The following is a 23,901-nucleotide window of genomic DNA, read 5'->3' on the forward strand; positions in this document are numbered from 1 at the left end:
CGCTTTGGCGGGGCTCCCGTTTCTCATTTTTCATAGAATTGTGCGCTGGAGGAAAACTTTTGGCAATGACGCCGTCGACGGCCTTAGGCTATACTATGGAAGTCTTAAGTCATACATAGAAGGTTGAGCCTGGAAGACAAGCATGATTGGGAGTCGCTGAAACCGTGTAAATGTAGTCAGGACAAATCCGGAAAAAATTAGATTAAAAAAAATGGATTCAAGCGCAACTTTTCATGACGAACCGCGTCTAACATCATGTGACTTTCAAGAGGGACTTAAGTCATGCAGCGTGCTAGCATTTCCAAGAATTCTCTTTACGCTAGGTTTGCTCGCATGTATAATGATCAAAGTGGCATCATTTACCCTGGCCATTTTCTGCTTGTTTACGAGTTTCTGCGACATGCTTCTACTACCATAGACATGTGCAGACATCAATTATAGACAACGCTCAACTCCGGAGAGGGGGTGACACACCGATGAGAGAATCGAGCTACAAATCTTCTACACAAACATTACAGAGTCCTTTCCGAGGAGGAGAAAAAAAGGTTATGAAGAAAAGTTTGTCTCTTCTCATAGCTCTGGCTATGGTGTTCGGCATGTTTGCCTCTTTGGCATCTGCCGCAACAACTGAGCTGACTACAGCTCAAAAGTATCAATGGTTCGTTGATCAAGGCGTTCTGAAGGGCGACCCTAGCGGCAACCCGCGTCTGGACGCTACGCTGACTCGTGCAGAGTTCGCGACGATCGTTGCAAGCGTTGGCGGCCTGAAGGTAATCAACAGCGTGTCGTCTTTCTCTGACGTCAAGGCTGCTGACTGGTACTTCGCGGCTATCCAATCCGCTTCCGACGCCGGTCTGGTTAACGGTATCGGCGCTGGCAAGTTTGGTCCTAAGCTGAACGTTACCGTTGAGCAGGTGATCAAGGTTGCAGTTATCCTCGCTAACATCAAGCCGGTTGACGGCGCAGTCGTTGCTGGTTCGTCCGCTTGGGCTGGCCCGTACATCCAAGCTGCGATCAACGCTGGTCTGGCTGTTCCTTCGAACTACAAGGCTAACGCTACGCGTGGCCAAACGATCGACGTTGCTTACCTTGTAAACCAACTCAAGGCCATTCCGGTTCTGAGCGATGTTGCGGCTACGGTTAACGCTGACGACACGATCACGGTAACTGGCAAGGTTGTTGGCTCTGCCGACAGTGTAAAGGTTGCGCTCGGTACTGACGCTGCAGTAGCTGCTACGCTGAAGGACGACAAGACCTTCACGTACACGACTGCTAAGCAATCCGCTGGTTCTTACAAGCTGACTGTCGTTGCTTATGATGGAACGAAGGCGTCGGTTGCTGTTGAAAAGACTGTATCGGTTGATGCTTTCAACGTATCGTCCGTAACGGTTCAAAACTCCAAGCAAATCGTCGTTAAGTTCAACAAGCCTGTTCAAGCTGGTACGCTTGCTGGTGGCCACAATGTATTGACGTCCTACAAGCTGGGTACCAACTCTGTTGTCTACCCGACTGTAGCTGATCTCAGCGACGACAAGCAAACGGTCACGCTGACGTTCGCTAACGCTTTCGCTAACAACACTTACGAGCAATTCGTGGTTTCCGGTCTGAAGTCCGCTTCCGGTCTGTCGCTGGCTGAGTTCAAGCAAGCGATCAGCCTGTCCGACACGACCGCTCCTTCGATCGCTAACGTTTCGTATGTTGGCAAAGATGCAGTTGTTACTTTCAGCGAGCCGGTTGCTTCCTCCGCTACTGATATCAACGCAGCTGTTTCGCTGAACGGTATCCAGTACACCGTTAACGGCACGCCGATTGGCTATACTTTTGCTAAGGATGCTAAGGGATATGTAACGCTGACATTCAAGGGTCTTGAAGTGGGCAAGGCATACACGCTGAACCTGATTGCTGTTCAAGACTTGGTCGGCAACCGTGTTGACCTGACCTCTACGTTGACGGTACCTTCGGATACGACGGCTCCTACGATCGTTTCCGTAACTCCGGAAAACGGCAACCTGCGCATTAAGTTTAGCGAAAAGGTTGTAACTGGCGTTAAGGTTGCAAGTGCGCAAGGCGTTGTTTACTCCACGGCAGATACCGATTCCAACAATGAAGTTGTAGTTGCTACTTCTCCTTGGATCGGCAGCAGCTTCCTGAACACATCTGTGACGGTTTCCGAGTATAAGGACTTGGTTGGCAACACGGGTACGCCGTACACGGTTAGCGTTACGCTGACTAAGGACACCGCTGCTCCTGCATTTGCATCTGGATTCGTTTCCGGCAACAAAATCGTTCTGAAATTCAATGAAGATCTTGTTGCTCCAGCTTCCAATCTTCAAACTGCTACTATCGACTTTGTCTCTACTGACTCCGTTCGTCAAAGCGTTTCGCTGAGTGCAGCGAACTCTACCTTTGCATATGTATATGATGCAAATGGCAACGGTGCTCCTACGGACTCCGGCGAAGCACAGTATCTTGTTATTACTGTTGCAGACGCATCGCTGTTGAGCAGCGGCGCTCTGAAGAATGGCACCTACAAGGTAACGCTGCCTAAGAACAGTGTTATTGACACGGTCGGTAACACCAACTCTTCGAGCGAAGTGACTGCTTCGATCACGGTTTCTGGCAATACTTCTTCCGGTAATGCTGTCGTCAAGCTGTCTGCTCCAATCGTTCAACAAGGTAGCAAGCTGACGTTTACGTTCAGCCATGCACTGACGTCTGCGGCACTGGATGTTAGCAAATTCTTGATCAATGGGACGGCTCTGCCGACAGGTACTTCGTTCTACTTTGACGGCCCTTCCTACACCAAGGTTGTTGCTGAACTTCCGTCCGGCACGATCCCGGTAAATGGTACGCGTACGATTAAGGTTATCAATATCGCAGACAAGGACGGCAACGTTCTTTCCACGACAGCTTCCGACGTTCAACAGGATCTGTTGCTGAAGGAAAATGTTAAGCCGATTGCTGTCTCCGCTGCACTTGCTAGCGACAAATCGATCAACGTAACGTTCAGCGAAAACGTGCTCGACCCAGGTACTGAAGGTGGCGTTGAGATCTACGTTAACAACAACAAGATTGATTTCAACACTAACGTTGCATCGTACACGTACGTTAACAACGTTCTGACGATTGGTCTGACTAACGCTAACACGTTTGCTCCTGGCCAAACGATCGTAGTGAAGTTTGCTAGCTCGAACATCAAGGATGCGAACGACAACACTGTTTCTGATGTATCCCTGACTGTTCAATAATTGTCAACTCATTAGAGAAGCAAGCCTTTATGGCTTGCTTCTCTTTTTGTGTTTGGCGCGCCTAGCAAGCTAGGCACAACTAGCCGGTGAAAGTCCGGTCGAGGTAAGAGCCAAGTCGCCTCGTAGCTGACGGGCAACTGGCGGAGAGATCCTAAGGTTGAAGCCCGGTGACAAAGTAACTCATTGGAGTGCGAGCAAATCGACAGGCCGTAACATGAAGTGAATCCTGCCGCATCGTCAAAAAAAAGACCCGAAAGGGACAAGAGTGTGCCGAGCCCTGCGAATATGGGCGAAGGCCATGGAACGCGTGAAGCCCTTGGAAGCGCAGCGCGGAAGAACTCTCCGGTGTAAGGGGAACGGCATGCCGAGAAAGTTGTGTCTGGAACTAGGGAGACTCTCCCCCCGCACTAAATTTTTTTTTCGTAAGGAGCAGACCTATAAGCCCAAAAGGTGAAGTGGCGAGCTGCGGGAAGGGAGTCGGAGGGGGCCATAGTACCGATGAAGTGAGGACAACAAAACCTCATGGAGGGAAGGGCCCCTGCTTTGTTCATGTACTTGGAGAAGGAAAGAGTCAGTGAATGCAGTTCAACCTGCTAACGACGCCAAAGCTAAAGCTCAACAACTCCAACAAGCACTAAGCCTTGAAGCCAAGGGAAATCCGAGGCGGCGGTTTCATGCGTTATACGACAAGGTTTATCGCAGCGACATCCTATGGGAAGCATGGAAAAGGGTCAAAGGAAACGGCGGAAGCGGTGGGGGGGGGATGGAATGACCATCGACCACATCGTGAAAGTCATCGGCGAAGAACGATTTGTGGACGAAATCCAGACGACACTCAGGAACGGAGAATATCGCCCATTACCGGCAAGGCGCAAGGAAATTCCGAAAGCGGACGGCAAGATGCGGCCGCTGGGCATTCCGGCGATCCGGGACAGAGTCGTGCAAATGGCGACGAAAATCATGGTGGAGCCCATCTTCGAAGCCGACTTCAAAGACTGCTCGTACGGATTCAGACCCAAGCGCAGCCAGCACGGGGCGATCCGGCATATCCGCCGAGCGGTGAAGAAGGGCGTCTACTGGGTGGTCGACATCGATATTCGCGGCTACTTTGACAACATTGCCCATGACAAACTGATGCAACTGGTGGAGCAGCGGATCAGTGACCGAAGGGTGCTGAAGCTGATTCGGCAGTGGCTGAAAGCAGGTTTCGTGAAAGATGATCAGTTTCACGAAACCGACTTGGGAAGTCCGCAGGGCGGCGTCATCTCCCCCTTACTTTCAAATCTGTATCTAAACTACCTGGATACGATCTGGGAGAAGAAGTTCGCAGAGACGGGAACGATGGTGAGATTCGCCGATGATCTTGTGATCTTGTGCAGAACCAAGGAACAAGCGCTAAGAGCGATTGACGTGCTCAAGGCGGTATTCGGAAAGCTGGAAGTCGAGATGAACAGGGAAAAGTCGAAGCTCATCAAACTGTGGGACGACAAACAGGGATTCGATTTTCTGGGGATTCATCACCGGAAAATAAGGAAGAAGCTGAAGGGGAACAAAACAGTCTCAATCCTCCGCAGTTACCCGTCCAAGAAGGCGATGAAGAGCATGAGACAGAAGGTGAAGGAAACGACCGAGCCGAGAAACCGCCTTTACTGGACGATGAACCAGATGGTGGCGGAACTGAACCCCAAGATTCAGGGGTGGAAGAACGACCACGCGTTTGATTCCTTTGCCGACCCATTCCTGAACAAGATCGACTGGTACATCCGAAAACGCCTCACGCTGTTCTAGAACAAGAAGCGCTACCGCCGTAAGAAACACAGCAAGTCCAGGCAAGCCGCCATGGCGGCACAGTTAGCAGGACTAAAGAAACTCGCCAGCTAGAGAAAGTACCCCAACACTGAAGGAAGAAGAACATCGGCAAGCCGGATGAGGGAAAACCTCACGTCCGGTTTGATGCAGGGGGAGCTTGAATAGTAAAGGAGGGCTTGCGCCCTCCGATGAAATTCCAGTTCTCTACTCTACTTTTAAAGATTAAAATTTAAATAATGTTCTAAAAGACAAGAACTTTTTGTGGTCAAGCTTCGTCTAAGATAGTGATGTTCATCCTCTATTCATTTGTAAAAGATATACTTGAAATAAAGGAAATCGGGAGGCTCCCTCATGAAGAACAATCAAGCATTAGTAAATCAACGTAAGTGGCTGATTGGACTAACGGCCCTCGCGCTTATCAGCACGCCTGTTATATCCGAAAATCATGCTGTTGCTGCTCAAACGGTGAGCGTCGGATCAGCAATTACTGCTGTTAACAAAATTATAAGACCGATTACGTTAACCGCTCATAGTTCAATTTCTATCATAGACGTTGCTATGATGCCTTCTGATGAAGGACAACAAGTGGCTTACACGCTCTCCGTTAAGAATAACGGAAATGTTTCCGTTAACCTTGGAGACTATTGGTTCCGACTGTCCAATAAATCCGGAAATAAGTATTCAATTAAGACAACGGGAGACTCTAAGACGGCTACTGTCGATCTCAAAACAGCTAAAATAGCTCCGAATTCTACGCTGATTTTTACGATATATGCGAGCGTGGGGGCGAATGCGAAGCTTTCGGACCTGGTATTAAAGGTTGTAAAATTCGATTTTTCGGTTTCTGGATATGAACGAACAATCGGTCAAATTCAATTTCCTCAGAATTTTACAAATAATGTAGCCTCCACATCCTACAAAGCGATTTATTACAACAGTACAACACTTTACACAAAAATCTCTTCAGCCTCAATAGGGCAATCGGGCGAGGATAAATTGGCAAAGCTTAAATTTGTCTACAATAATATAGGTAAAAAAACGGCGACGATTTCAAAATTTAAATACTATATCGTAACAAGTACGGGGGCAATGTATGAGGCTGCACCAACCGATACAACCGACCTTGTTCTAGCTCCGTTGGTACGTAAAGAGATTGAAATGACAGTAACTTTACCAAGTAAAGTCTCTACGACTGGTGCTCGATTAATTGTAACGAGGGAAAGTGGCACAGAGAGCCTAGTACTGCCGGTAGGAGAGTACAATATTAAATATACGACTAGTAGCGAAAGCACGACAACGGCTACCGACAATTTTATGTATACGACAGAGGATGGGAAGTATGAATATCGTTTGACGCAGTTGCTGCGTGAGCCATGGGAAAATCAAGATGTATTATCGGCGCGTATTCGAATTACGAATAAATCGGCTAACTCTCTTGGGATTCCAAATGTGACAGGAAACTTCTTACTAGATAATACTGCAAAAATCGATTTTAAAACAGTAGCAACTGCCAATCAATTCGCCTTAAATGCGAACGGATATGTAGATATTGATGTATATGCCAAGATACCCTCAAATTATTCATTTACGAAAGCTAAGTTGGTTATAAACAATAAAATCGATGATAAAACAATAAACAAGGCTGGTGAACTTGCAACTGTAAATTATCTCACGCAAATTCCCAAATACGCATCTGACAAGGTATACGCTATTGCTAGAGATGGTAGCCAGATGGAAGCGGCAGTTAATACCGTAGACATATACAACAATTCTGTGACGAAAGTATATAATGTACAAGTTACTTTAACGAGCAAAGAGAAAAGAACCATTGATCCGATTAAGCTCGTTGGCGTGTTTATGAGTGACAACGGAGATATTTTCCCAGCCACTGCCTCGACTGGTCAAGGCCAGGTGAATGCTTCTAATAAAGCCCTGGTAAACTTTAGTGCTAACCTCCCTCAAACCTATGATTCTAATAATTTGAAGTTGATCATCGGGGAAGCAGTGACAGATACGAAGTATACGAGCGGTACGGCGATTGCTGAAGGATATGTAAATGCTGTTCAATTTGGATTGCCACAAGAACGGAGTACATCTGGCGTATTCAATCAACTCAGCTTGTTGCCCTATACGTTAACTGTTAATAAATTTACACCACAAGTATTTGGTGATGATATGCAGGTAGTCCTAGACTATAGCTTAGTAAAGGACACAACCTACAATGTGTATTCTGCTGATCGCAAACTTATTTTGACGCTCGAATCTAAAAATAAAAGTACAGGAGAAGTGGAGACTTATTTCACGCAGGAACTCGCACTCGAAGGCGAAGGAGCTGGAGCTGTCCAACCTGGTGAAAAGAAGACGATCGCTTTTAAAAAGCCATTCGAAAACAATGGCGGTGTAAATGGCGGAACGGAAATACTCAATACGGTGAAGCTTTACGAAGTCATACAAGGATCTAAAAAAGCTCATAGCGGAGCATCCTTTCAACTGGTATATTGAGAATGACTGGACTACTGAAAACGCTGCGCAAGTAAAGTAGGATAAATAGAAAAACAAACAAGCTGTTGGCGTGTAAAGCCGACAGCTTGTCTTTTAATATCGAACAAAGCGACTTATTGCTGTCGAAATTATGTTAAAATAAAGACAGCAATCGTATAAAATTGGAGATCGGTGACATGCAAACGAATAGCTCACTGAGAAGCTATGGTTATAAACGGGATGCAGGCAATGTTGGTTTAATGGCCCAAACTAACGTGAAACGTAAGCATATCAAGTCCATACTTACTACAATACTAGGGACAACCGAGTATCTAACTTATGGTGCAACTTTTCTTTTCTTAATGGCATTACGAGTAATCCCAGAATATCCAAATGTGAGTGATTATAATCCGATTAGTTGGTATCGAGATGTCGAAATCTTTGGCGCTTATATGTTGCTGTTATTTATGATACTGGGGATACACGCTTTCACGCTTCTACAAGAGAAGCTCTTTTCCGGTAAAGAAGAGAGCTCTTTTATAGATGAAGTTATATTCAGTACGAGATCCATCATATATGCATTTCTGCTTTCCGTGGGCATCACCTTTCTTTTAAAAACAACGACTGTATACTCTCGAGTAACGTTAGTATTGTTTTTGATTTTAATGATTGCTGAATCTATATTGTGGCGAGTGATAAATTCGGTTATATCAAGTAAGCTTTACGCAAGAGGGATTATCACTAAACGGGTGTTAATTGTAGGAGCGGGTAAAGTAGGAAATGAAGTTCAACAAGCTCTAATGAAGGCACGTACCAAAAAAACATGAAATTGTGGGATTCCTTGATGACTTTAAGATAGGAGAATCCATAATAGGACGAACTTCCGATCTTGAAGCCATCATGGAAGAACAACACATTGATATTGTTTATATTACAATTCCCTCAGAGCGACGTACGATCGAATCCATTCTTCACTCGGTTTACAAGTACCATGTTGATATTCGAATAATTCCAGAAATGTTTGATCGTTTAACGACCGTTTTTACAATGCGTAGTGACTTGGAATATCCGTGCATGCAAATCGTTAAGACGCCACTGCGGGGGGATTAATGTCTTTCTAAAAAAGAATATCGGACCTAATAGGAAGTACAGTATTGATAATAGCGCTATCTCCCGTTTTTTTTAGTGTTGGCTATTTTTATAAAGATAGATTCTAGAGGAGAAGTCTTTTTTTAAGCAGCAACGTGTGGGTAAAAACGGAATTCCATTTCAAATTTTGAAGTTTCGTTCCATGCACCAGGAAGCAGAGTTCGAAAAAAAACAACTGGTTAGCGAAAATGAGAGTAATGGTCCGGCTTTTAAAATGAAGAATGACCCCAGGATTACGAGAATAGGGAAGTTACTGCGTAAATATTCGTTGGATGAATTGCCTCAACTTATCAACGTGTGGAAAGGAGAAATGAGTTTAATTGGACCAAGGCCCCCGTTACCATCAGAAGTAGCATTATACACAAACTACCACTGGCGGCGAATGGATGTACTTCCTGGAATGACTGGTCTTTGGCAAGTTAGCGGAAGAAGCGACCTTGCATTCGATCAATGGGTTGATCTTGATATTTACTACATCGAGCGATGGAGCATTGGGTTGGAAATGAAAATAATATTTAAAACGATTCCGGCGGTAGTAAAAGGAACCGGCGCATATTGATAAGGAGTGTAAGGCGTTGAAAACAAGACAGGAACCAATTTCAGGGTTGGAATGGATCGCTTGGGGAATGCTCGGAATCACTTTGTTAATATCCATGTTTAATAACGGTATATTTCAAGGTTATGGCGTTTGGGCAACGAATCAAGTTCAGTTTGAGAAACCGATGCTCTATGAGCTTATCGTAATGTCATTATTTGCGCTTTGGAGTTCTATTGTTATTATTCAAAAAAAAACTTGAACTTAAGAAAAGTGTCCTTCTAGGAATTGCAGGGTTAATAATGCCTCTTACGTATGCGATTAGCTCCATAGGAGCACAATCTCATTACTTGGCCAAATTTGGTTTTCTGGTTGCTTGTATGGCGTTTATCATGTTCTTTTCAGGAAGTTTGCTGCAAAGTTATGAACGATTCTTGCGTTCTTTTCCTATGCTGTACATCATATTTGGTTACTTAATTATTATTTATGGCTTCACTGTGTTAATCGGAAATGCCTACTTGCTAGATTCACTTGCTTCAGTTAATGGTATTAGAATGTCATCTATTTTTCAATATCCGAACGGATATGCAGTCTTCCTGATGACGATCTGGTTCTGCGTCCTCGTGCAAATGATGAAGGTAAAATCGCCACTTGTGTTTCACATATTAGCAGCTTCAATGGTTCCTATCTTGTTGTCGTTTCTGTTGACATTATCACGGGGAGCTATTTTCGTATTGCCGATAATCGCTGTCTTGGCGTTGTTGATGTTCAAGCTAAAGCAGCAGCTAATGATTGTTTTTTTATTCTCTATTCGCATTGTTGGTTGCTTTCATTGTTTATACTCCTATAGCCGATAGAGGATACGATGTTGCCCTGCAAATCAGCAATGCAATTTACAATAAGCAGCCCATACAGACAGTCTCTTTTTTCTTCTCTAAGTCTATACAGACATGGGGGCTTCTTATTGGAGCTACCCTTGCATTTGGACTTTTAAGCTATACATATGGACGGTTTCTTTCTTCAAAGCTGCATTTATCAAAGCTTGAGAGTAACAATCGCTATCGTATAATTATACCCGGCATAATCGTATTGCTGACCATTTTCGGCGTTCTTTTGATAACAAGTTCATCCATACTTAACTTGTTCCCTACATTTATCAGTGACCGATTGGGCGATGTGAGCTATAAAACCCAAAGTGTCTATGAACGTCTAACTATGTATAAGGATGCATTTTCCCTGTGGAAAACCGCACCCATGCTTGGAGGAGGAGGAGGAGCTTGGGACGCTAGCTATCAAACCTATCAATCCTATCCATATTTGAGTAACAAAACCCACAGTTACCCCATGCAATTGTTAGTAGAAACAGGGGCTTTGGGATTCTTGCTTTATTTGTTATTAATCGCAGGCGTATTTTATGTATTTTATAAATTTTATAGAAAAGCCTCCCACACACAAAGACTGAATTATGTACCATTCTATTTAATTGCATTGACGATTCTAGTCCACTCCCTTATCGATTTCGAAATGAGTTACGGACTTAATGTAATTTTAGTCTATCTTTGCTTAGGCGTACTCGGAGGTACGCTAAACAAGCCGCTATATAATAAAGTTAAAGAAATTAAACAAAGTCTGAGTATTAAAAAAAGTAATTTCAAGCGGAATGACGATTGTATTTCTTTTAGTTATTGTAATGACGGGGATGCAGCTGGCTGGCTACAACAATTATATGTCTTCGGTAGAGGCCACTGCGCGTAATGATATTTTTACCGAAATCACTTCAAAGCTTGACAAAGCAAGAAAAACGGCTCCCAATCATCCTGATATTTTGTATCAACTAGTCGCGTTAAATTACCAAGCTTATAAGCAGAGTCAGGATCCTGAGTACTTGCAAGAAGCTAAAAAAGTATTTGGATCTACTTCTCGACAAAGAGCCTAATTTCCGTCCGGTCGTGGATATGAACTATCTGATAACCTTAAGTTTGGGCGATCGGGAAAGGGCAATGGGAATTATGAAGGAAGCCATAGCAAAATATCCGTTCATAACAAACTTCTACAGTCAGTATGCAGACGATCTCCTGAAAGACTATCAAAATTCCGAGGGAAATTCCGTCATAGGGGAGCAACTAATTGAACTTTACAAGCAAATGCAGGCCAAAGATCAAATCGTGAAAAATCTTCCCGAATCCTTTCTGTTGGGCAACGCATTTGAGATATCCAGTTCTGTGCGTGAAGGCGCGGCATATGTCATGTATGCGAACGGTGGTTACGAAGAAGCGATAGCTGTTCTTAAACCAGGGTTGCTGGATGATCTGAGCAATGAGGATAATCAAAGACTGGCATTACTCTACTTGTCGGCTCTTCAAAAGACAGGCTCAAACGACGAGGAGTTGCTGAATAAGCTTCAGCAAGTTAACTCTTCCACCAAAGAGCAACTTCAAGATCCGCTAAAAGCACTGAAAGGAAGCGATCAAAAAAAATGAAAACTAAAGCGATAATTGGTGTAATCGCTCTAACATTAGCTGTGGGTGCGGCAAATATTGTTCAATCCGTCTATGCAGATGTTCAGAAGACAACACCAGGAGGAAGCGAAGATCCTATCGTAACGAAGAGCTATGTCGATCAAAAGATTGACGCGATCACAAATGGCCAATCAGGTGGGGAAGGTGCAGGCGTCTCTTCTAAGCTTCAGGTTGTGACCGTCCCATTAGGTTCAACGCTGTTGGTTGAAGAGGGTGGAGAACTCATTGTACGGACTGGTAAAGCGATCGCAGTGAGCTCTGACAGTAACGGCCTATCTGATATGACAGATGGCTTGGACATAGCGCCTGGCAAGCCAGTTGGCAAAAACCATCTAATCCTCTTCCCTAGAGCGGGACGAGGCGTTATGGCGGATCCTATGCAGAAAAACGGGTTAACTGTGCTTGTCAGAGGCGCGTATCAGTTGAAATAAAAGAAAAGCGCATCCTGTTAAGCAGGATGCGCTACCCTTTCAATAAGGTAATCAAAGGTTTCGCTCAGGCCCTCTAACAAGGAATACCGAGGGTACCATTCTAAGACAGCCATCGCCAACTCGTTCGAGAGGCTGCTATGCAGGATATCTCCTGGCTTGGCAGCGACATAATGAGGGACAATCCGCCTTTTGGAAAGTTGAGATAGGTAATCTACAAGCTCATTGATGGATGTCGTTGTGTTACAACCAATATTTAGTGTGAATCCGTTGCCTCTATGGAGAGCTGCAATATTAGCGGCTGCTATGTCTCGAACAAAGATAAAATCTCGTGTCTGCGTACCGTCGCCGTATACGGTTGGCGTAAGCTGTTCTAAGACCTTGTCTAGAAAAATGGAGATTACGCCACCTTCCCCGATGGAAGACTGCCTCGGACCGTAAACATTGGAATATCGAAAAATCGTATAGTCAATCTCGTACAAGTTAGCATACATCTTGATGTAGTGTTCGGGAGTAAACTTAGATATCCCATAGCAAGACTCAGGGGACACCGGATGGTTCTCATTAATCGGCAGATAATGCGGCGTGCCGTAAACGGCAGCTGAGGAAGCATACACAATTTTACTAGCTTTGTAAGTCTTCATACATTCAAGAATATTAATTGTTCCTATAATGTTCGTCATCGCATCAAATGTAGGGTACTTGATGGAATCCTGGACGTGGATCTGTGCTGCATGATGATAAACGACATCGATCGGATGAAGACTGAAGACATGTTGAAGATCGGGCAGCTTCGAAATATCCGCTTCATAGAAGGTACAATTAGGATTTAAGTTACCCGGATCGCCAGTAGACAGGTTATCGACCACAAACACTTGATGTCCTTGCTGAACGAGCAAGTCAACAATATGGGAACCAATGAATCCTGCTCCTCCGGTAACCAGAATGTTCAAATCAATCACACCTTACAATGAGAGTATTTTTCATGTATTGTTGATATTGTAACAAAATATGCGTTATTGTGCTATCTGCGATCTGAAAAAGGCGGTGCACTATGTACGGTAAGAAACTGCTTTGTATCTCTAGCATTAACTGGAATTTTATATGGCAGCGGCATCAAACTTTTATGAGCGGCTTTGCCAAGGCAGGGTGGGAAGTAGATTTTGTAGAGAACACTTTTTTCGCAACCCTGTATGGCAGGATATATATAGAGCAATCAGTATTTTTCGCAAAAAGGTGAATAAGCTTAAAGTGGCTTCCGCAAGTGATTTGAATGAAAAACCGAATGGAATCAAGTTAATCTCTCCTCAAGTGTTGCCTCCGGACGGTTGGCTTTTCCGAACACTCAATCGGTATATTCTACTGCCTCGTCTTATCCGGAAGCTTCAGCACCATTATGACGTTGTAATCCTTTATATGCCTTCTTACACGACAGAACAACTGTTATCGAAGATATCTAAAGGGTTCACCGTGTTCGATTATGTTGCGAACTTCGAGGGGCATCCTCAGAAGCCTAAAGACTATGAGCTTACCGAGAGCAAAATACTTGCACATACTAATTTAGTTCTGACGGACTCGGACTATTTGTATCAGAAACTGCGTATGAGACATAAAAAAGGTATTTCAAATACATCATGGCGTACAAACGCATCTCTTCAAGTCATACTATAAAACTCCATTAAAAAAATATAGTAAAGTATGCTTTTTTTGGTGGGATAGATGATAGAATTGACTGGGAATCATTGAAAACAATGATGAATTGTGGATATGATATAACGATGATTGGACCTTGCAAAGTTAAAGTTCCGATCAGTGTCCGAATCAAACCTTCAATGAATATAGAAGAATTATCCAAAGAAATTGTTCAGTACGATGCATTCATCATCCCATATCTCCAGACGACTTACTCAGACGGAATTATACCAGCGAAAATATTTGAATGTTTCGCAACGGGTAAACCCGTTCTTACGTCTCGCCTGGTCTCTTTGGAGCCTATAGCGGACTTACTTTATATATGTGACCAGCCTGCAGATTATGTAGCTTGCATGGAGCGGATGCCAGAGACTGAGACAAGGATTAAAATCGAAAAACGCATAAAATTATCAGAAATGCAGTCATCAGATTCGAATGTAGAGCGATATATTGAAATTATCGAGCAAGAAAGTAGGCAGGTATGAAGAAAAAATTACTGCATGTCATCGAAGCGGCAGGTGGAGGAGCGCTTCAATATGTCGTTGATATATGCAATCATCTTTCGTCAGAGGATTGGGACATTGAGGTTGTTTTTTCGCGAAGAAATGTTACGCCCAAGGATGTTCGCGCGCTTTTTCGTTTACATGTGACGTTAACTGAGGTTATCATGACGCGAGAAATCTCCATGAAGAGCGACTTTCAGAACTTTAAATATTTGCATAAAAAAATTTCGGGAGACGAAGTGGGATCTTATTCATCTTCACTCGTCAAAAGCAGGTGCGTTAGGCAGGTTGGCTGCCAAAAGGGATACGAACTCCAGTTATTTATACGCCACACGGGTATTCCTTCTATCAACGAGACATTGGATACTTAAAGCAAAAATTGTATTTTGGAATTGAGAAATGGCTGGATCGAATTAATAAGACTCACATTCTAGTTTCGTCCGTTAACGAATATACAGATACAAGCAAGATGATGCGTGCGGATAAGCGACTTCGTCGGATTTCAAATAGTGTCCATCTTAGTTACGAAGCTTTGCGGAGAGAAGAAGAGAAACTCGTAATAACAGTTGGAAGACTAACAGCAGCCAAAAACCCGCAACTCTGGCTGGATGTGATTGAAGAAGCATGTAACCTCGAGCATGGGTTGCGCTTTGTTTGGGTTGGTGATGGCGAATACCGAGAATACATTGAAACTCAAGCAAAAGAAAGGCGGTTGCCGCTGACAATCACTGGTTGGATGGAACGACCCGATATCGAGGCATGGTATCGCCGTTGCTCAGTATATGTACAGTTATCATTATGGGAAGGGCTGCCTTTAGCAGTGCTGGAAGCAATGGCAGCCGAATGTGCCATCGTAGTATCAGACATTCCTGCTCATCGTGAATTAATCCGCCATGGTGCGAACGGCTACATTGCTTTAAATAGAAATGAGGCAGTGCAAGCCATTTTATCATTAATCGATTCCCCAAGGACTTGTCGACAGTTTGGACATGCAGCTCGAGAAGTCGTAGAGGAGAAGTATAGCATTCGTCAGTTCTCCGCACAAATTAGACAGTACTATAATAGTATTTTAGACGGAGGTGCCAAATATGACAGAACACATTCCATTAGTGTCGGTCATCATACCATGCTATAATTATGGGCGCTTCTTGATAGATACGATTGAATCGGCGAAAAATTCACATTATCCAGCGATTGAGATTATTGTAGTCGATGATGGGTCGGATGATCCATTTACACTGCGTGTAATGGATAAACTGTCAGTAGATTTCCCTCAAATTACTCTTATTAAGCAAGCGAATCAGGGGTTGCCTGCGGCAAGGAATGCTGGTATCCGTGTATCTCGCGGTAAATATATTTTACCTCTAGATTCAGATGATTTGATCGATCCATATTACATCACAAAGTCAGTTTGGCATCTGGAAAATGACGAAAAACTGGCTTTCATATATCCTCTTGTTAAACTCTTTGGATATGAATCAGGAGTATGGGTTACCGAGGCGTTTGATGCTGATTTACTGCTTCACCATAATTATATTCCGGCCTCCGCCGTTTATCGGAAGCGGCTCTGGGAATCCCTTGGAGGATATGAAGAGTCCATGCGTTCGGGTTACGAAGACTGGGAGTTTTGGATCAGGGCCGTTGAGAATGGACAAAAAAGGTTATCGGCTCGAGGAACAACTTTTTTATTATAGGCAACATCAAAGCTCAATGCTCAAAGGTTCGAGGTTAATTCATGGAGCGTTAACTCAGCAAATTCAAAGAAAGCATCAACAACTTTACAATTTTCGATGGAAAATGCGTATTCTTAAATTCTATGGAATGAAAAAAAGGACGTGGGGCAGTAATCAAAATAGTAAAAAAAAATGAAATTGAACAAGATTGAGAGGTTAAGAAGTTACGCTTCTAAAGTGAAACACGAACGCTCGCTATCATCGATCAGACTAGAGCAACAATCAATACGAGCTAAGTTTTTAGCCCTACCTAATGTCACTTTTGATTACTCTACTTTGTATTTGTTGCCTTGGTTAGACATTGGGGGAGTAGAACAAGTCTTTCTTCATTTGCTATCGAATGTAAACCGCGAGATTGTCGGCAATCGCTATTTGATGACTACGATTAAGCATGAACATCCATGGGATGAACAATTTGCAAAACATTGTGAAGGCATCTTTCATCTGCCGCTCTTCTGTAGAGGTGATGCACAGATGCTTCAGTTCATATGCGATTTTATTGAAAATAACCAAGTCCGTATTATTCATATAAGTAACTCACGGCTGGGATATCGATCGGCAGCCTACTTAAAGGAAAGATTTCCGTATTTAAAAATAATAGATACCCTCCATATGGAGGAGCCCTATAAACCATGGGACTACTTTCGTGTGAGCCGAGACTTCGGAAAAATTTTGGATCATAGAGTGGTTCTTACAAATTACCAAAAACAACGACTAATTAATATATATGAGGAAAAGGAAAGTCGGGTTTCTGTCATTGCTAATGGTATTGAACTTTTTGACAAGTCATGGCCAGAGTCCAAAAAGGAGCTTGCATTTATCGGACGTTTGGTTGATCAGAAGCGACCTGTTTTTTTTGTGCAGATCGCTGATTTCCTTGTCAAAGCTAAAATTAGGTACCCCATTGTAATCATAGGCTCGGGCCCCCTGGAAAATAAACTTAAGAAGCAGTTAAAGAAAAAAGGACTGCAGAACAAAATAGTTTATAAGCCTGCTATGTCGAATATTCGTGGTTACTTGCGCGAATCTGTTCATGTACTTGTTGCTCCGTCTAAAATGGAGGGACTGCCTATGACAGGTTTGGAGTCGATGGCTGAAGGTACTCTCGTCATTGCATCCAATGTTCCGGGATGGACGGATTTAATAGATAAAAACATAAATGGAATTCTACTCGATAACGAAGAGGGAGCTGCTCAATGGGCAGAGCAAATTATGAAAGCTCTAAGTGACGATGCTGTGATCGAGGAATTAAAATATAATGCAAGGCTAAAGGTAGAGATTGAGTATAGCATAGGTCAGATGTGTTTTAACTATGAACAAATTTATATTAGGGGTGGAAAAAATGGGAAGCATTGAACGGATCGACCCGCATACTCATTACAATGATCTAATGTATCCAGAGCATTTGGGAAGGTACATGTTCGCCTCCCAGTTTACCCAAAATATGAAAGTGGTCGATTGTTCTAGTGGGAATGGGTACGGGAGTTTTTATCTCGCATCGTCAGGAGCGGCTAGTGTATCAGGTATCGATATTGCCGAGGAAGCAATATCGTATTGCAAGCAGCATTATGTTAGAGACAATCTCTCTTATCGAGTAGGCGATATTCGTAACCTTGATTGGATTTCCGACCGATCTGTAGATGTATTTATTTGCTTCGAGACAATTGAACATGTTACAGAAACAGATAGATTACTTAGTGAGATTCATAGAGTTCTTTCAGCGAATGGGCTTCTTCTGATTTCTTGCCCCAATGATTATATCTTTGAACCGGACAATCCATTTCATGTGAAGAGGTATCAATCAAAAGAATTTATGGAGTTGGTAGCACAATTCTTTAAGCGAACAAAAATGTTCGTTCAAAACAATACGCTTGGTACAAGTATTTACTCAAGCGAAGATATCCAAACAGCTGATGTCTATCAGCCACCAATGGCTGCGAATAGTCATCCAATTCAGGCCAAAGTATTAGATGATGCAGATACTTGGCTGCTTGTTTGTGCAAAGGATAGTGTTGACCTTACAGGGATAAAACCTACTGTTAGTTTTTTTTACTGGTTATAGTGACTATATCAAAGAGGTTCAAAAGACCATTAGCGACTTGTATGCTGAAAATCAAAGTCTTGCTAATGGATGGGACAATCAAAAGAAATATATAGTGCAAACTGAGCACTTGAATCAAGAGTTGTACCAACAGTTAGAAAAAATGACGCAGGAAAATATAAAGCTCGCAGAAGCGTGGCAGACACACGTAGAATATATCAGCAAACTAGAAAATCAAATCATGGAACAACGTAGCGAGTTAACTAAATTGGCGGATGCCTGGAATGAACACGATTTATATATTAGAAAACTAGAACAAAAAGTTCACGAAAAGTAATGGCGAATTTTGAATAGGAGGGCAACATGAAAATCTGCTATGTTTCATATGAATATCCCCCGCAATTCGGAGGAGGAATCGGCACTTATGTAGGAAATATGGCGAAACTTCTCAGCCAAAAAGGAGAAGAGGTTCACATTATCACGTATAAGGCAAACACATTGCCTGAACAAGAGGTCATAGATGGAGTCCACATTCATCGGATTGCCATGGAAGGTTCCCAGATGGCACAGATTAATGATGCCTCGTCTTCGGAGCTTTCAACTTTGCTTTATTGGACATTATACAGCGAAAAAGTTTTACGTAAAATTGAAGAGCTTCACGTCGCTTATCAAATTAACATTTATGAATTTTGTGATTATAGAGGAGAAGGCTATCACGCTTTATTAGCAAAAAGGCTAAATAATCAGTTTAAGGAAACCGTCTTTATTGTTAGACTGCATACGGCGTTGTTTACATTGAATGAATATAATAATGTTAGTGTTCATAATCCCGGGATGGAACAGTTGGTTAATTTTGAAAATTTGCCTATGCTGCTGGCAGATCAAATTGTATCGCCGACAAAAATATTAGGGAAGATGACTGAAACATATTTAAGCTTAGCAAATCCCGTTACGATCCTTCCGCATCCTATTGACATTGATCAAATTCCATTGTCTAACAAACGTTCGGAATCGAATCATTACTTGTATGTCGGGCGTCTTGAGAAGCGAAAGGGCGTAGAAGATCTTATACGTGCTGCTATAAAGGTGATGGAGGATGATTCATCTATTCGATTAAAGCTGATTGGAGGAGATACGGATACAGGACCTAAAGGTCAATCGATGAGAGCATATCTCAACAGTTTAATTCCGAAAAATCTACAAGATAATATAATATTTATTGATCGTATTCCAAGGCAGGAGGTCATTAAGGAATACGCAAGCGCAAAGGCCGCCATTTTCCCATCTCTTTTTTGAGAACTTTCCAAATGTCTGTCTCGAGGCTATGGCTACTGGCTGTCCTGTAATCGTATCTAAAAATAGTGGCATGGCTGAAATGATTGTTAACAAGCAGATGGGTCTTATCCACGAAGCCTCCAATTATGTGGATCTAGCAAATAAATGGTCAGAGCTACACAATCTGGACTCGTCAATAAGAGAGAATATGGGATTAATGGCGCGTGAACGAGTAGAAAAAGCATTTTCGCCCGATGTAATCTATGAGCAACAAATGAAATATTTCAGATCCTTGAATCCGGATGCTGATTCTCGAGCTTCCGGTAAATACATAACGGGCCTTGTATCGGTGGTTATACCATGCTTCAATCATGGATCATGGCTCCAACAAACCTTGGATAGCATTCATGCGAGTACATATCCATCGATCGAGATATTGATCGTTAATGACGGATCAACTGATGAAAAAACCATAGCTACTCTGAAGGAAATCGAAGAGAAAGGATTTAAAGTTATTCATCAAAATAACGGCGGTTTGTCGCAGGCAAGAAATACGGGCGTTCATCATGCAAAGGGTGAATTCATACTTCCTTTAGATGCTGATGATCTTATTCACCCTGATTATATTAAAAAAAGCCGTTGAGGCAATGAAAAAGGATAAGGGAGTAGGATTTGTATATTGCCATGTAGAATTTATCGGAGCGGCGAATGGCGTTTGGAAAACACCTGAGTTTGACCCGAATCTTTTACTGGTTTCTAATTTGTGCGTAGCAACCTCCCTGTTTAGACATGAAGCATTTGACCAAGTGGGCGGCTATCGTACTGACATGATTTATGGTTTTGAAGATTGGGACTTTTGGATATATCTCGTAGAGCATGGGTGGCGTGGAAAGTGTATTCCAGAACCTTTATTTTATTATAGGAAACATGAAGCTTCGATGCTTTCAAATTCGCAGCAAAATCGACCCTATCTTATCAATAAAATGATTGAGCATCACAAGGAAACGTATATTCGCTCTTTAAACTATGTTCTTGTTGAAAAAGACAAATTGTTTTTTCAAGAGCATATGTCGAATTATTTTAATCAAAGTCAGCTCCAGCAAGTTATGCATTCTAAGGCTTGGAAGGCAATCGTCTTCTTGCGGAAGGTGAAAGATAAAATGAAAAAAGTGGTTGGTTCTCGAAATGCTTAGTACATTGAAAGATTTAATTCGCCATAGACAATTATTATGGCAATTTTCCAATCGAGATGTAGCGCAGAGATATAAAGGATCATATTTCGGTTTGACATGGGCATTAATACAGCCCTTACTAATGTTGGTTGTCTATAGTTTTGTATTTACTCAGGTTTTTAAGGTGAAATGGGGAACTGGTTCTGACATGAATCAGTTTCAATTTGCCATTACAATGTTTGCAGGTTTGATCGTTTTTCAAATCTTCTCCGATCCGGTTTACCGTAGCACGTCAATTTTACAATCTAATCCAAATTTCATTAAGAGAGTCGTTTTTCCTTTGGAAATACTTCCGATATCATCCATTATCAGTTCGTTTATTTTACAATTATTTAGTATTGTCATCTATTTAGTCGCTCTCTTATGTTTTGGTTATTCAATTACGTGGAGTTGGATACTAGCGCCCATTTCTATAATTCCTGTCATTATACTCTCAGCGGGAATATCGCTTCTTATATCATCCCTAAGTGTCTTCTTTCGTGATGTCGGTCAAATCATCAGCATAGTAATGAATATACTGTTTTACATTTCGCCAGTCTTTTACCCAGTGACTGCAGTGCCGGAGGCATTTAGGCCTTATATGTACTTAAATCCGCTGACGACCATCATAGAAACTTTCCGGGCCACCACGATGGGAACACAGGATCTGAAGCTATTACCCTGGTTCGAAGTCTTAGGGGTGAGTATCGTTATTTTTTTAATAGGTTCCTACATATTTAAAATCAGCAAGGAGAATTTTGCCGATGTCATCTAACACCGTAATATCTCTTCAAAATGTCTCGAAAAGCTATCGGTTATATGAAAGACCGGGGGATAGGTTTATCGAGCTGTTTACAAAAAAAAAAGCGATATAAGGAGATTCAATCCATTAGCGATGTCTCCTTTGAAGTTCTGGAAGGTCAAACATTTGGAATCATCGGACGAAATGGGGCGGGGAAATCAACTATACTGCAAATAATCGCGGGTACTTTGCATCCTACCTCAGGAAGTGTTTCGGTTAAAGGACGCGTCGTCGCCCTTCTAGAGCTTGGTGCAGGTTTTAATATGGAATTCACTGGCGAGGAGAACGTTTATCTTTATGGCAGTATTCTTGGTCTCAGCAAACAAGAAATTAAAGAGAAATATAACGATATCCTCGCTTTTGCGAGTATTGGCGAGTTTATTAACTATCCGGTGAAAACCTACTCATCAGGCATGTTTGTAAGATTAGCTTTTTCGGTAGCTATTCATGTGGATCCGCAGGTACTTATTATTGATGAGGCGCTTAGCGTTGGCGATGTTGCTTTTCAACATAAGTGCATGGCAAAGTTGAAGCAGCTACAAAGAAATGGCTGTACGATTCTATTTGTTAGTCATGACATCGATTCTGTTAAAAGCCTTTGTGACGAAGCGATACTATTGCATCGAGGCCGACTACTGAATCGAGGCAAGCCTGAAGATATTGCCAATCAGTACTTCGCAATGATTCACGAGGAACAACTAACTAATCGAAAAGTCGAAGAGATGCAATTAGATACGCATTTAGTCGAAGATTCCATATGGGCGACAGGAAATGACTCATTTGAGCATGGGGAACGTCATGGCAGTGGAGAAGCGATTATTGCACGCTTACGTTTTTTAAACGAGCAAATGTTAGAGATTGATCAAGTGCCATTCGGAAGGGCGCTGTATGCAGATCTGTTTGTCAGGTATAATCAACCGGTTACATCCGAGATCAATGTTGGCGTTCTATTTAGAGATGACAAGGGGTTAGATATTTTAGGAGACGATTCATGGAACCATAAATGCATTCTACCTATCGGCGAGGCTGGTTCTAAAATAATCATTAGGTTTAAATGGAACAGTTTTATTTTAAAGCCTGGTTCTTACGCAATCACTGTTGCATTAGGAGCCATGAACGCCAATAGAACGCAATGGAATGACTACTATTACGATTGGATAGAACGGGCAGCATTTCTTCAGGTTAAAATAGATCCGGTTGTCCGGGTGTGGAGCAAAGTGTTACTGCCTGCCGAGGTTCGGATTCTATAATCTATGTGGTCCAGAGAAGCCACAAGGAGTTGTACAATGTCAGACCGGTTAAGTCGCAGATTGATAATTTGTTTCGTATTATGTGCAGTGTCCCTTTCCATCTTTTTTCTCATCCAGATTGCTAATTTTCCTTTAATCAGTGATGATTTTGATTTGGGAATAAATGGCGGTAACTTTAAAGAGCGATTAAACCAACTCGATAATCCTTCCTATGCTAGAGGGCCATTCTTCTTTGTAATTCTTTTAAACCTATTTTTTCATAATGATACATTCGAGATTCCTCATGTTATTATTGGATTAATGCATCTATTGGTGTGTACGGGCTTTATCTTACTTGCAAGAAAAATGTGGTCACACGCCCATTTCATAAGTATTGGTCTGATGGCTGTTTATTTGTTTATTAACCCGCTAACGAATCAAAGTACAATGTGGATTTTGCAAAGCTATCCAATTTTCACTTTATTGTTTGGTGTCTATGCTGCCTTATCAATCATTCAATATAAATTGACGGCGAGAAGAAGTTGGTATTATTTATATTGTACATTAGCCTCTTTGTCAATTCTCTGTAACGAACAAGGATTGCTCATGCTTCCTCTTTACTTATATGTAAACTATTATTTTGGATCCTCATCCTATAAAAATAAAGCCTACGCCTGGTTTAAGTCGGGACTTCCTTTTTTTTGTGGGCTGGCTCATTCCCTATGTGATTTATCGAATTCTATTAAGAGTTTTTTTTAATGGCTCCTCCGCCATAAGTATATATGAACGCCATTACTCAACGATACTTAAAACCTACCCTATATTGATTGAAAGATTGATCCAATGTCTTCCGATCAGTGTATTTGTCGTACTTGGATTAATACTAATTGCTAATATAAAGTTTTTGAATGAAAAGAAGGCGGTAAAGTGGAGAGCAATTGGCATTAGTGTGCTTTTTATCTTTTTTTTTATTATCCCCATTTTCTTTACTGAATGGTTATCTTTCAGACCGTTTTTTTTTATGTCAGCAGTATGATACTTATATTTTGTGTTTTTTGGTTCTTTAATCGCTTGTTGGATTTTTTATCTGAACGTAAATATATATTTAATGCCATAGTGGTATTATTATTCGTTTCAATGTTAGGATCTACGATAGGCTATATTAGAGATACTCTTCTTCCGATACCTAATATGAATAAATATGTCAGCCGTTTTATAGAGCAGAGAAAGAACTTGCCTGCAGATT

At 42.1% G+C, this 23,901-nt stretch carries 22 protein-coding genes and 1 pseudogene; 22 read left to right on the forward strand and 1 reads right to left on the reverse strand.

Annotated features, from left to right (window positions below; all coding sequences use genetic code 11):
- Nucleotides 1-476 precede the first annotated feature (476 nt).
- The 11 genes from OMP40_RS22255 (at nt 477) to OMP40_RS22300 (ending at nt 12,172) form a co-directional block, all read left to right on the forward strand.
- Nucleotides 477-3,248, forward strand: a complete 2,772-nt coding sequence (locus OMP40_RS22255) for an S-layer homology domain-containing protein (RefSeq protein WP_277534614.1) — start codon at nt 477-479, stop codon at nt 3,246-3,248.
- Nucleotides 3,249-3,822: 574 nt separating this feature from the next.
- Nucleotides 3,823-4,020, forward strand: a complete 198-nt coding sequence (locus tag OMP40_RS22260) for a TetR family transcriptional regulator (RefSeq protein ID WP_277534616.1) — start codon at nt 3,823-3,825, stop codon at nt 4,018-4,020.
- The gene (gene ltrA / locus OMP40_RS22265) at nt 4,017-5,036 is read left to right on the forward strand and encodes a group II intron reverse transcriptase/maturase (protein ID WP_277534617.1); all 1,020 of its coding nucleotides are present in this window, start codon (nt 4,017-4,019) and stop codon (nt 5,034-5,036) included. Before OMP40_RS22260 ends, ltrA begins: the two co-directional genes overlap by 4 nt.
- Before the next feature lie 372 nt (nt 5,037-5,408).
- Nucleotides 5,409-7,559 (forward strand): hypothetical protein, encoded by a 2,151-nt coding sequence (locus OMP40_RS22270; protein WP_277534618.1) that lies wholly within the window; start codon nt 5,409-5,411, stop codon nt 7,557-7,559.
- 176 nt (nt 7,560-7,735) lie between these two features.
- Complete coding sequence (locus OMP40_RS22275) at nt 7,736-8,365, forward strand: nucleoside-diphosphate sugar epimerase/dehydratase (RefSeq protein WP_277534619.1); 630 nt, start codon at nt 7,736-7,738, stop codon at nt 8,363-8,365.
- Between the two features lie 4 nt (nt 8,366-8,369).
- Nucleotides 8,370-8,648 (forward strand): nucleoside-diphosphate sugar epimerase/dehydratase, encoded by a 279-nt coding sequence (locus tag OMP40_RS42110; RefSeq protein ID WP_420872007.1) that lies wholly within the window; start codon nt 8,370-8,372, stop codon nt 8,646-8,648.
- Between the two features lie 100 nt (nt 8,649-8,748).
- Complete coding sequence (locus OMP40_RS22280; protein WP_277534966.1) at nt 8,749-9,246, forward strand: sugar transferase; 498 nt, start codon at nt 8,749-8,751, stop codon at nt 9,244-9,246.
- A gap of 16 nt (nt 9,247-9,262) precedes the next feature.
- Entirely contained in the window at nt 9,263-9,484 is a 222-nt protein-coding gene (locus OMP40_RS22285; protein WP_277534621.1) for a hypothetical protein, read from the forward strand.
- Nucleotides 9,485-10,014: 530 nt separating this feature from the next.
- On the forward strand, nt 10,015-10,977 hold the full coding sequence (locus OMP40_RS22290) for an O-antigen ligase family protein (RefSeq protein WP_277534623.1): 963 nt from the start codon (nt 10,015-10,017) through the stop codon (nt 10,975-10,977).
- Nucleotides 10,978-11,129: 152 nt separating this feature from the next.
- The gene (locus OMP40_RS22295; protein ID WP_277534625.1) at nt 11,130-11,702 is read left to right on the forward strand and encodes a hypothetical protein; all 573 of its coding nucleotides are present in this window, start codon (nt 11,130-11,132) and stop codon (nt 11,700-11,702) included.
- On the forward strand, nt 11,699-12,172 hold the full coding sequence (locus tag OMP40_RS22300) for a hypothetical protein (RefSeq protein WP_277534627.1): 474 nt from the start codon (nt 11,699-11,701) through the stop codon (nt 12,170-12,172). Before OMP40_RS22295 ends, OMP40_RS22300 begins: the two co-directional genes overlap by 4 nt.
- 17 nt (nt 12,173-12,189) lie before the next feature.
- On the opposite strand, the gene OMP40_RS22305 is transcribed toward OMP40_RS22300, so the two are convergent.
- Entirely contained in the window at nt 12,190-13,131 is a 942-nt protein-coding gene (locus OMP40_RS22305; RefSeq protein ID WP_277534629.1) for an NAD-dependent epimerase/dehydratase family protein, read from the reverse strand.
- Nucleotides 13,132-14,342: 1,211 nt separating this feature from the next.
- Here OMP40_RS22305 and OMP40_RS22310 point away from each other — a divergent pair.
- The 11 genes and pseudogenes from OMP40_RS22310 to OMP40_RS22365 all read left to right on the forward strand — a co-directional run bounded on the left by OMP40_RS22310 (nt 14,343) and on the right by OMP40_RS22365 (nt 23,414).
- A complete protein-coding gene (locus OMP40_RS22310) occupies nt 14,343-14,735 on the forward strand; it encodes a hypothetical protein (RefSeq protein WP_277534630.1) in 393 nt (130 codons plus the stop codon).
- Nucleotides 14,736-14,743: 8 nt separating this feature from the next.
- The gene (locus OMP40_RS22315) at nt 14,744-15,499 is read left to right on the forward strand and encodes a glycosyltransferase (RefSeq protein ID WP_277534632.1); all 756 of its coding nucleotides are present in this window, start codon (nt 14,744-14,746) and stop codon (nt 15,497-15,499) included.
- Nucleotides 15,453-16,058 carry a glycosyltransferase family A protein gene (locus OMP40_RS22320; protein WP_277534634.1) on the forward strand — a complete coding sequence of 202 codons (606 nt, stop codon included), beginning with the start codon at nt 15,453-15,455 and terminating at the stop codon, nt 16,056-16,058. The genes OMP40_RS22315 and OMP40_RS22320 overlap by 47 nt, the downstream gene beginning before the upstream one ends.
- A gap of 177 nt (nt 16,059-16,235) precedes the next feature.
- Nucleotides 16,236-17,453: a glycosyltransferase family 4 protein gene (locus OMP40_RS22325; protein ID WP_277534636.1), complete on the forward strand. Its 1,218-nt coding sequence runs from the start codon at nt 16,236-16,238 to the stop codon at nt 17,451-17,453.
- Entirely contained in the window at nt 17,440-18,159 is a 720-nt protein-coding gene (locus tag OMP40_RS22330; protein ID WP_277534638.1) for a class I SAM-dependent methyltransferase, read from the forward strand. The genes OMP40_RS22325 and OMP40_RS22330 overlap by 14 nt, the downstream gene beginning before the upstream one ends.
- A gap of 37 nt (nt 18,160-18,196) precedes the next feature.
- Entirely contained in the window at nt 18,197-18,475 is a 279-nt protein-coding gene (locus OMP40_RS22335) for a hypothetical protein (RefSeq protein WP_277534640.1), read from the forward strand.
- Nucleotides 18,476-18,514: 39 nt separating this feature from the next.
- A pseudogene (locus OMP40_RS22340) lies at nt 18,515-20,056 on the forward strand (glycosyltransferase).
- A 4-nt stretch (nt 20,057-20,060) separates the two neighbouring features.
- Nucleotides 20,061-20,606, forward strand: a complete 546-nt coding sequence (locus OMP40_RS22350; protein ID WP_277534641.1) for a glycosyltransferase family protein — start codon at nt 20,061-20,063, stop codon at nt 20,604-20,606.
- Nucleotides 20,599-21,399, forward strand: coding sequence for an ABC transporter permease (locus OMP40_RS22355; RefSeq protein ID WP_277534643.1), 801 nt, complete (start codon nt 20,599-20,601; stop codon nt 21,397-21,399). Before OMP40_RS22350 ends, OMP40_RS22355 begins: the two co-directional genes overlap by 8 nt.
- A gap of 44 nt (nt 21,400-21,443) precedes the next feature.
- Nucleotides 21,444-22,676 carry an ABC transporter ATP-binding protein gene (locus OMP40_RS22360; RefSeq protein ID WP_277534645.1) on the forward strand — a complete coding sequence of 411 codons (1,233 nt, stop codon included), beginning with the start codon at nt 21,444-21,446 and terminating at the stop codon, nt 22,674-22,676.
- Nucleotides 22,677-22,712: 36 nt separating this feature from the next.
- Nucleotides 22,713-23,414 carry a hypothetical protein gene (locus OMP40_RS22365; protein ID WP_277534647.1) on the forward strand — a complete coding sequence of 234 codons (702 nt, stop codon included), beginning with the start codon at nt 22,713-22,715 and terminating at the stop codon, nt 23,412-23,414.
- Nucleotides 23,415-23,901: the final 487 nt, after the last annotated feature.

Origin of the sequence: Cohnella rhizosphaerae (genome assembly GCF_029525575.1) — a bacterium.
Taxonomy (GTDB): Bacteria; Bacillota; Bacilli; order Paenibacillales; family Paenibacillaceae; genus Cohnella; species Cohnella rhizosphaerae.

Bases quoted from the DNA above. Each gene is read 5' to 3' on its own strand.
- OMP40_RS22255 (WP_277534614.1), top strand. From the start codon at position 477: ATGAGAGAATCGAGCTACAAATCTTCTACACAAACATTACAGAGTCCT.
- ltrA (WP_277534617.1), top strand. From the start codon at position 4,017: ATGACCATCGACCACATCGTGAAAGTCATCGGCGAAGAACGATTTGTG.
- OMP40_RS22270 (WP_277534618.1), top strand. From the start codon at position 5,409: ATGAAGAACAATCAAGCATTAGTAAATCAACGTAAGTGGCTGATTGGA.
- OMP40_RS22275 (WP_277534619.1), top strand. From the start codon at position 7,736: ATGCAAACGAATAGCTCACTGAGAAGCTATGGTTATAAACGGGATGCA.
- OMP40_RS22300 (WP_277534627.1), top strand. From the start codon at position 11,699: ATGAAAACTAAAGCGATAATTGGTGTAATCGCTCTAACATTAGCTGTG.
- OMP40_RS22310 (WP_277534630.1), top strand. From the start codon at position 14,343: ATGAAGAAAAAATTACTGCATGTCATCGAAGCGGCAGGTGGAGGAGCG.
- OMP40_RS22320 (WP_277534634.1), top strand. From the start codon at position 15,453: ATGACAGAACACATTCCATTAGTGTCGGTCATCATACCATGCTATAAT.
- OMP40_RS22330 (WP_277534638.1), top strand. From the start codon at position 17,440: ATGGGAAGCATTGAACGGATCGACCCGCATACTCATTACAATGATCTA.
- OMP40_RS22350 (WP_277534641.1), top strand. From the start codon at position 20,061: ATGAAAAAGGATAAGGGAGTAGGATTTGTATATTGCCATGTAGAATTT.
- OMP40_RS22355 (WP_277534643.1), top strand. From the start codon at position 20,599: ATGCTTAGTACATTGAAAGATTTAATTCGCCATAGACAATTATTATGG.
- OMP40_RS22360 (WP_277534645.1), top strand. From the start codon at position 21,444: ATGAAAGACCGGGGGATAGGTTTATCGAGCTGTTTACAAAAAAAAAAG.
- OMP40_RS22365 (WP_277534647.1), top strand. From the start codon at position 22,713: ATGTCAGACCGGTTAAGTCGCAGATTGATAATTTGTTTCGTATTATGT.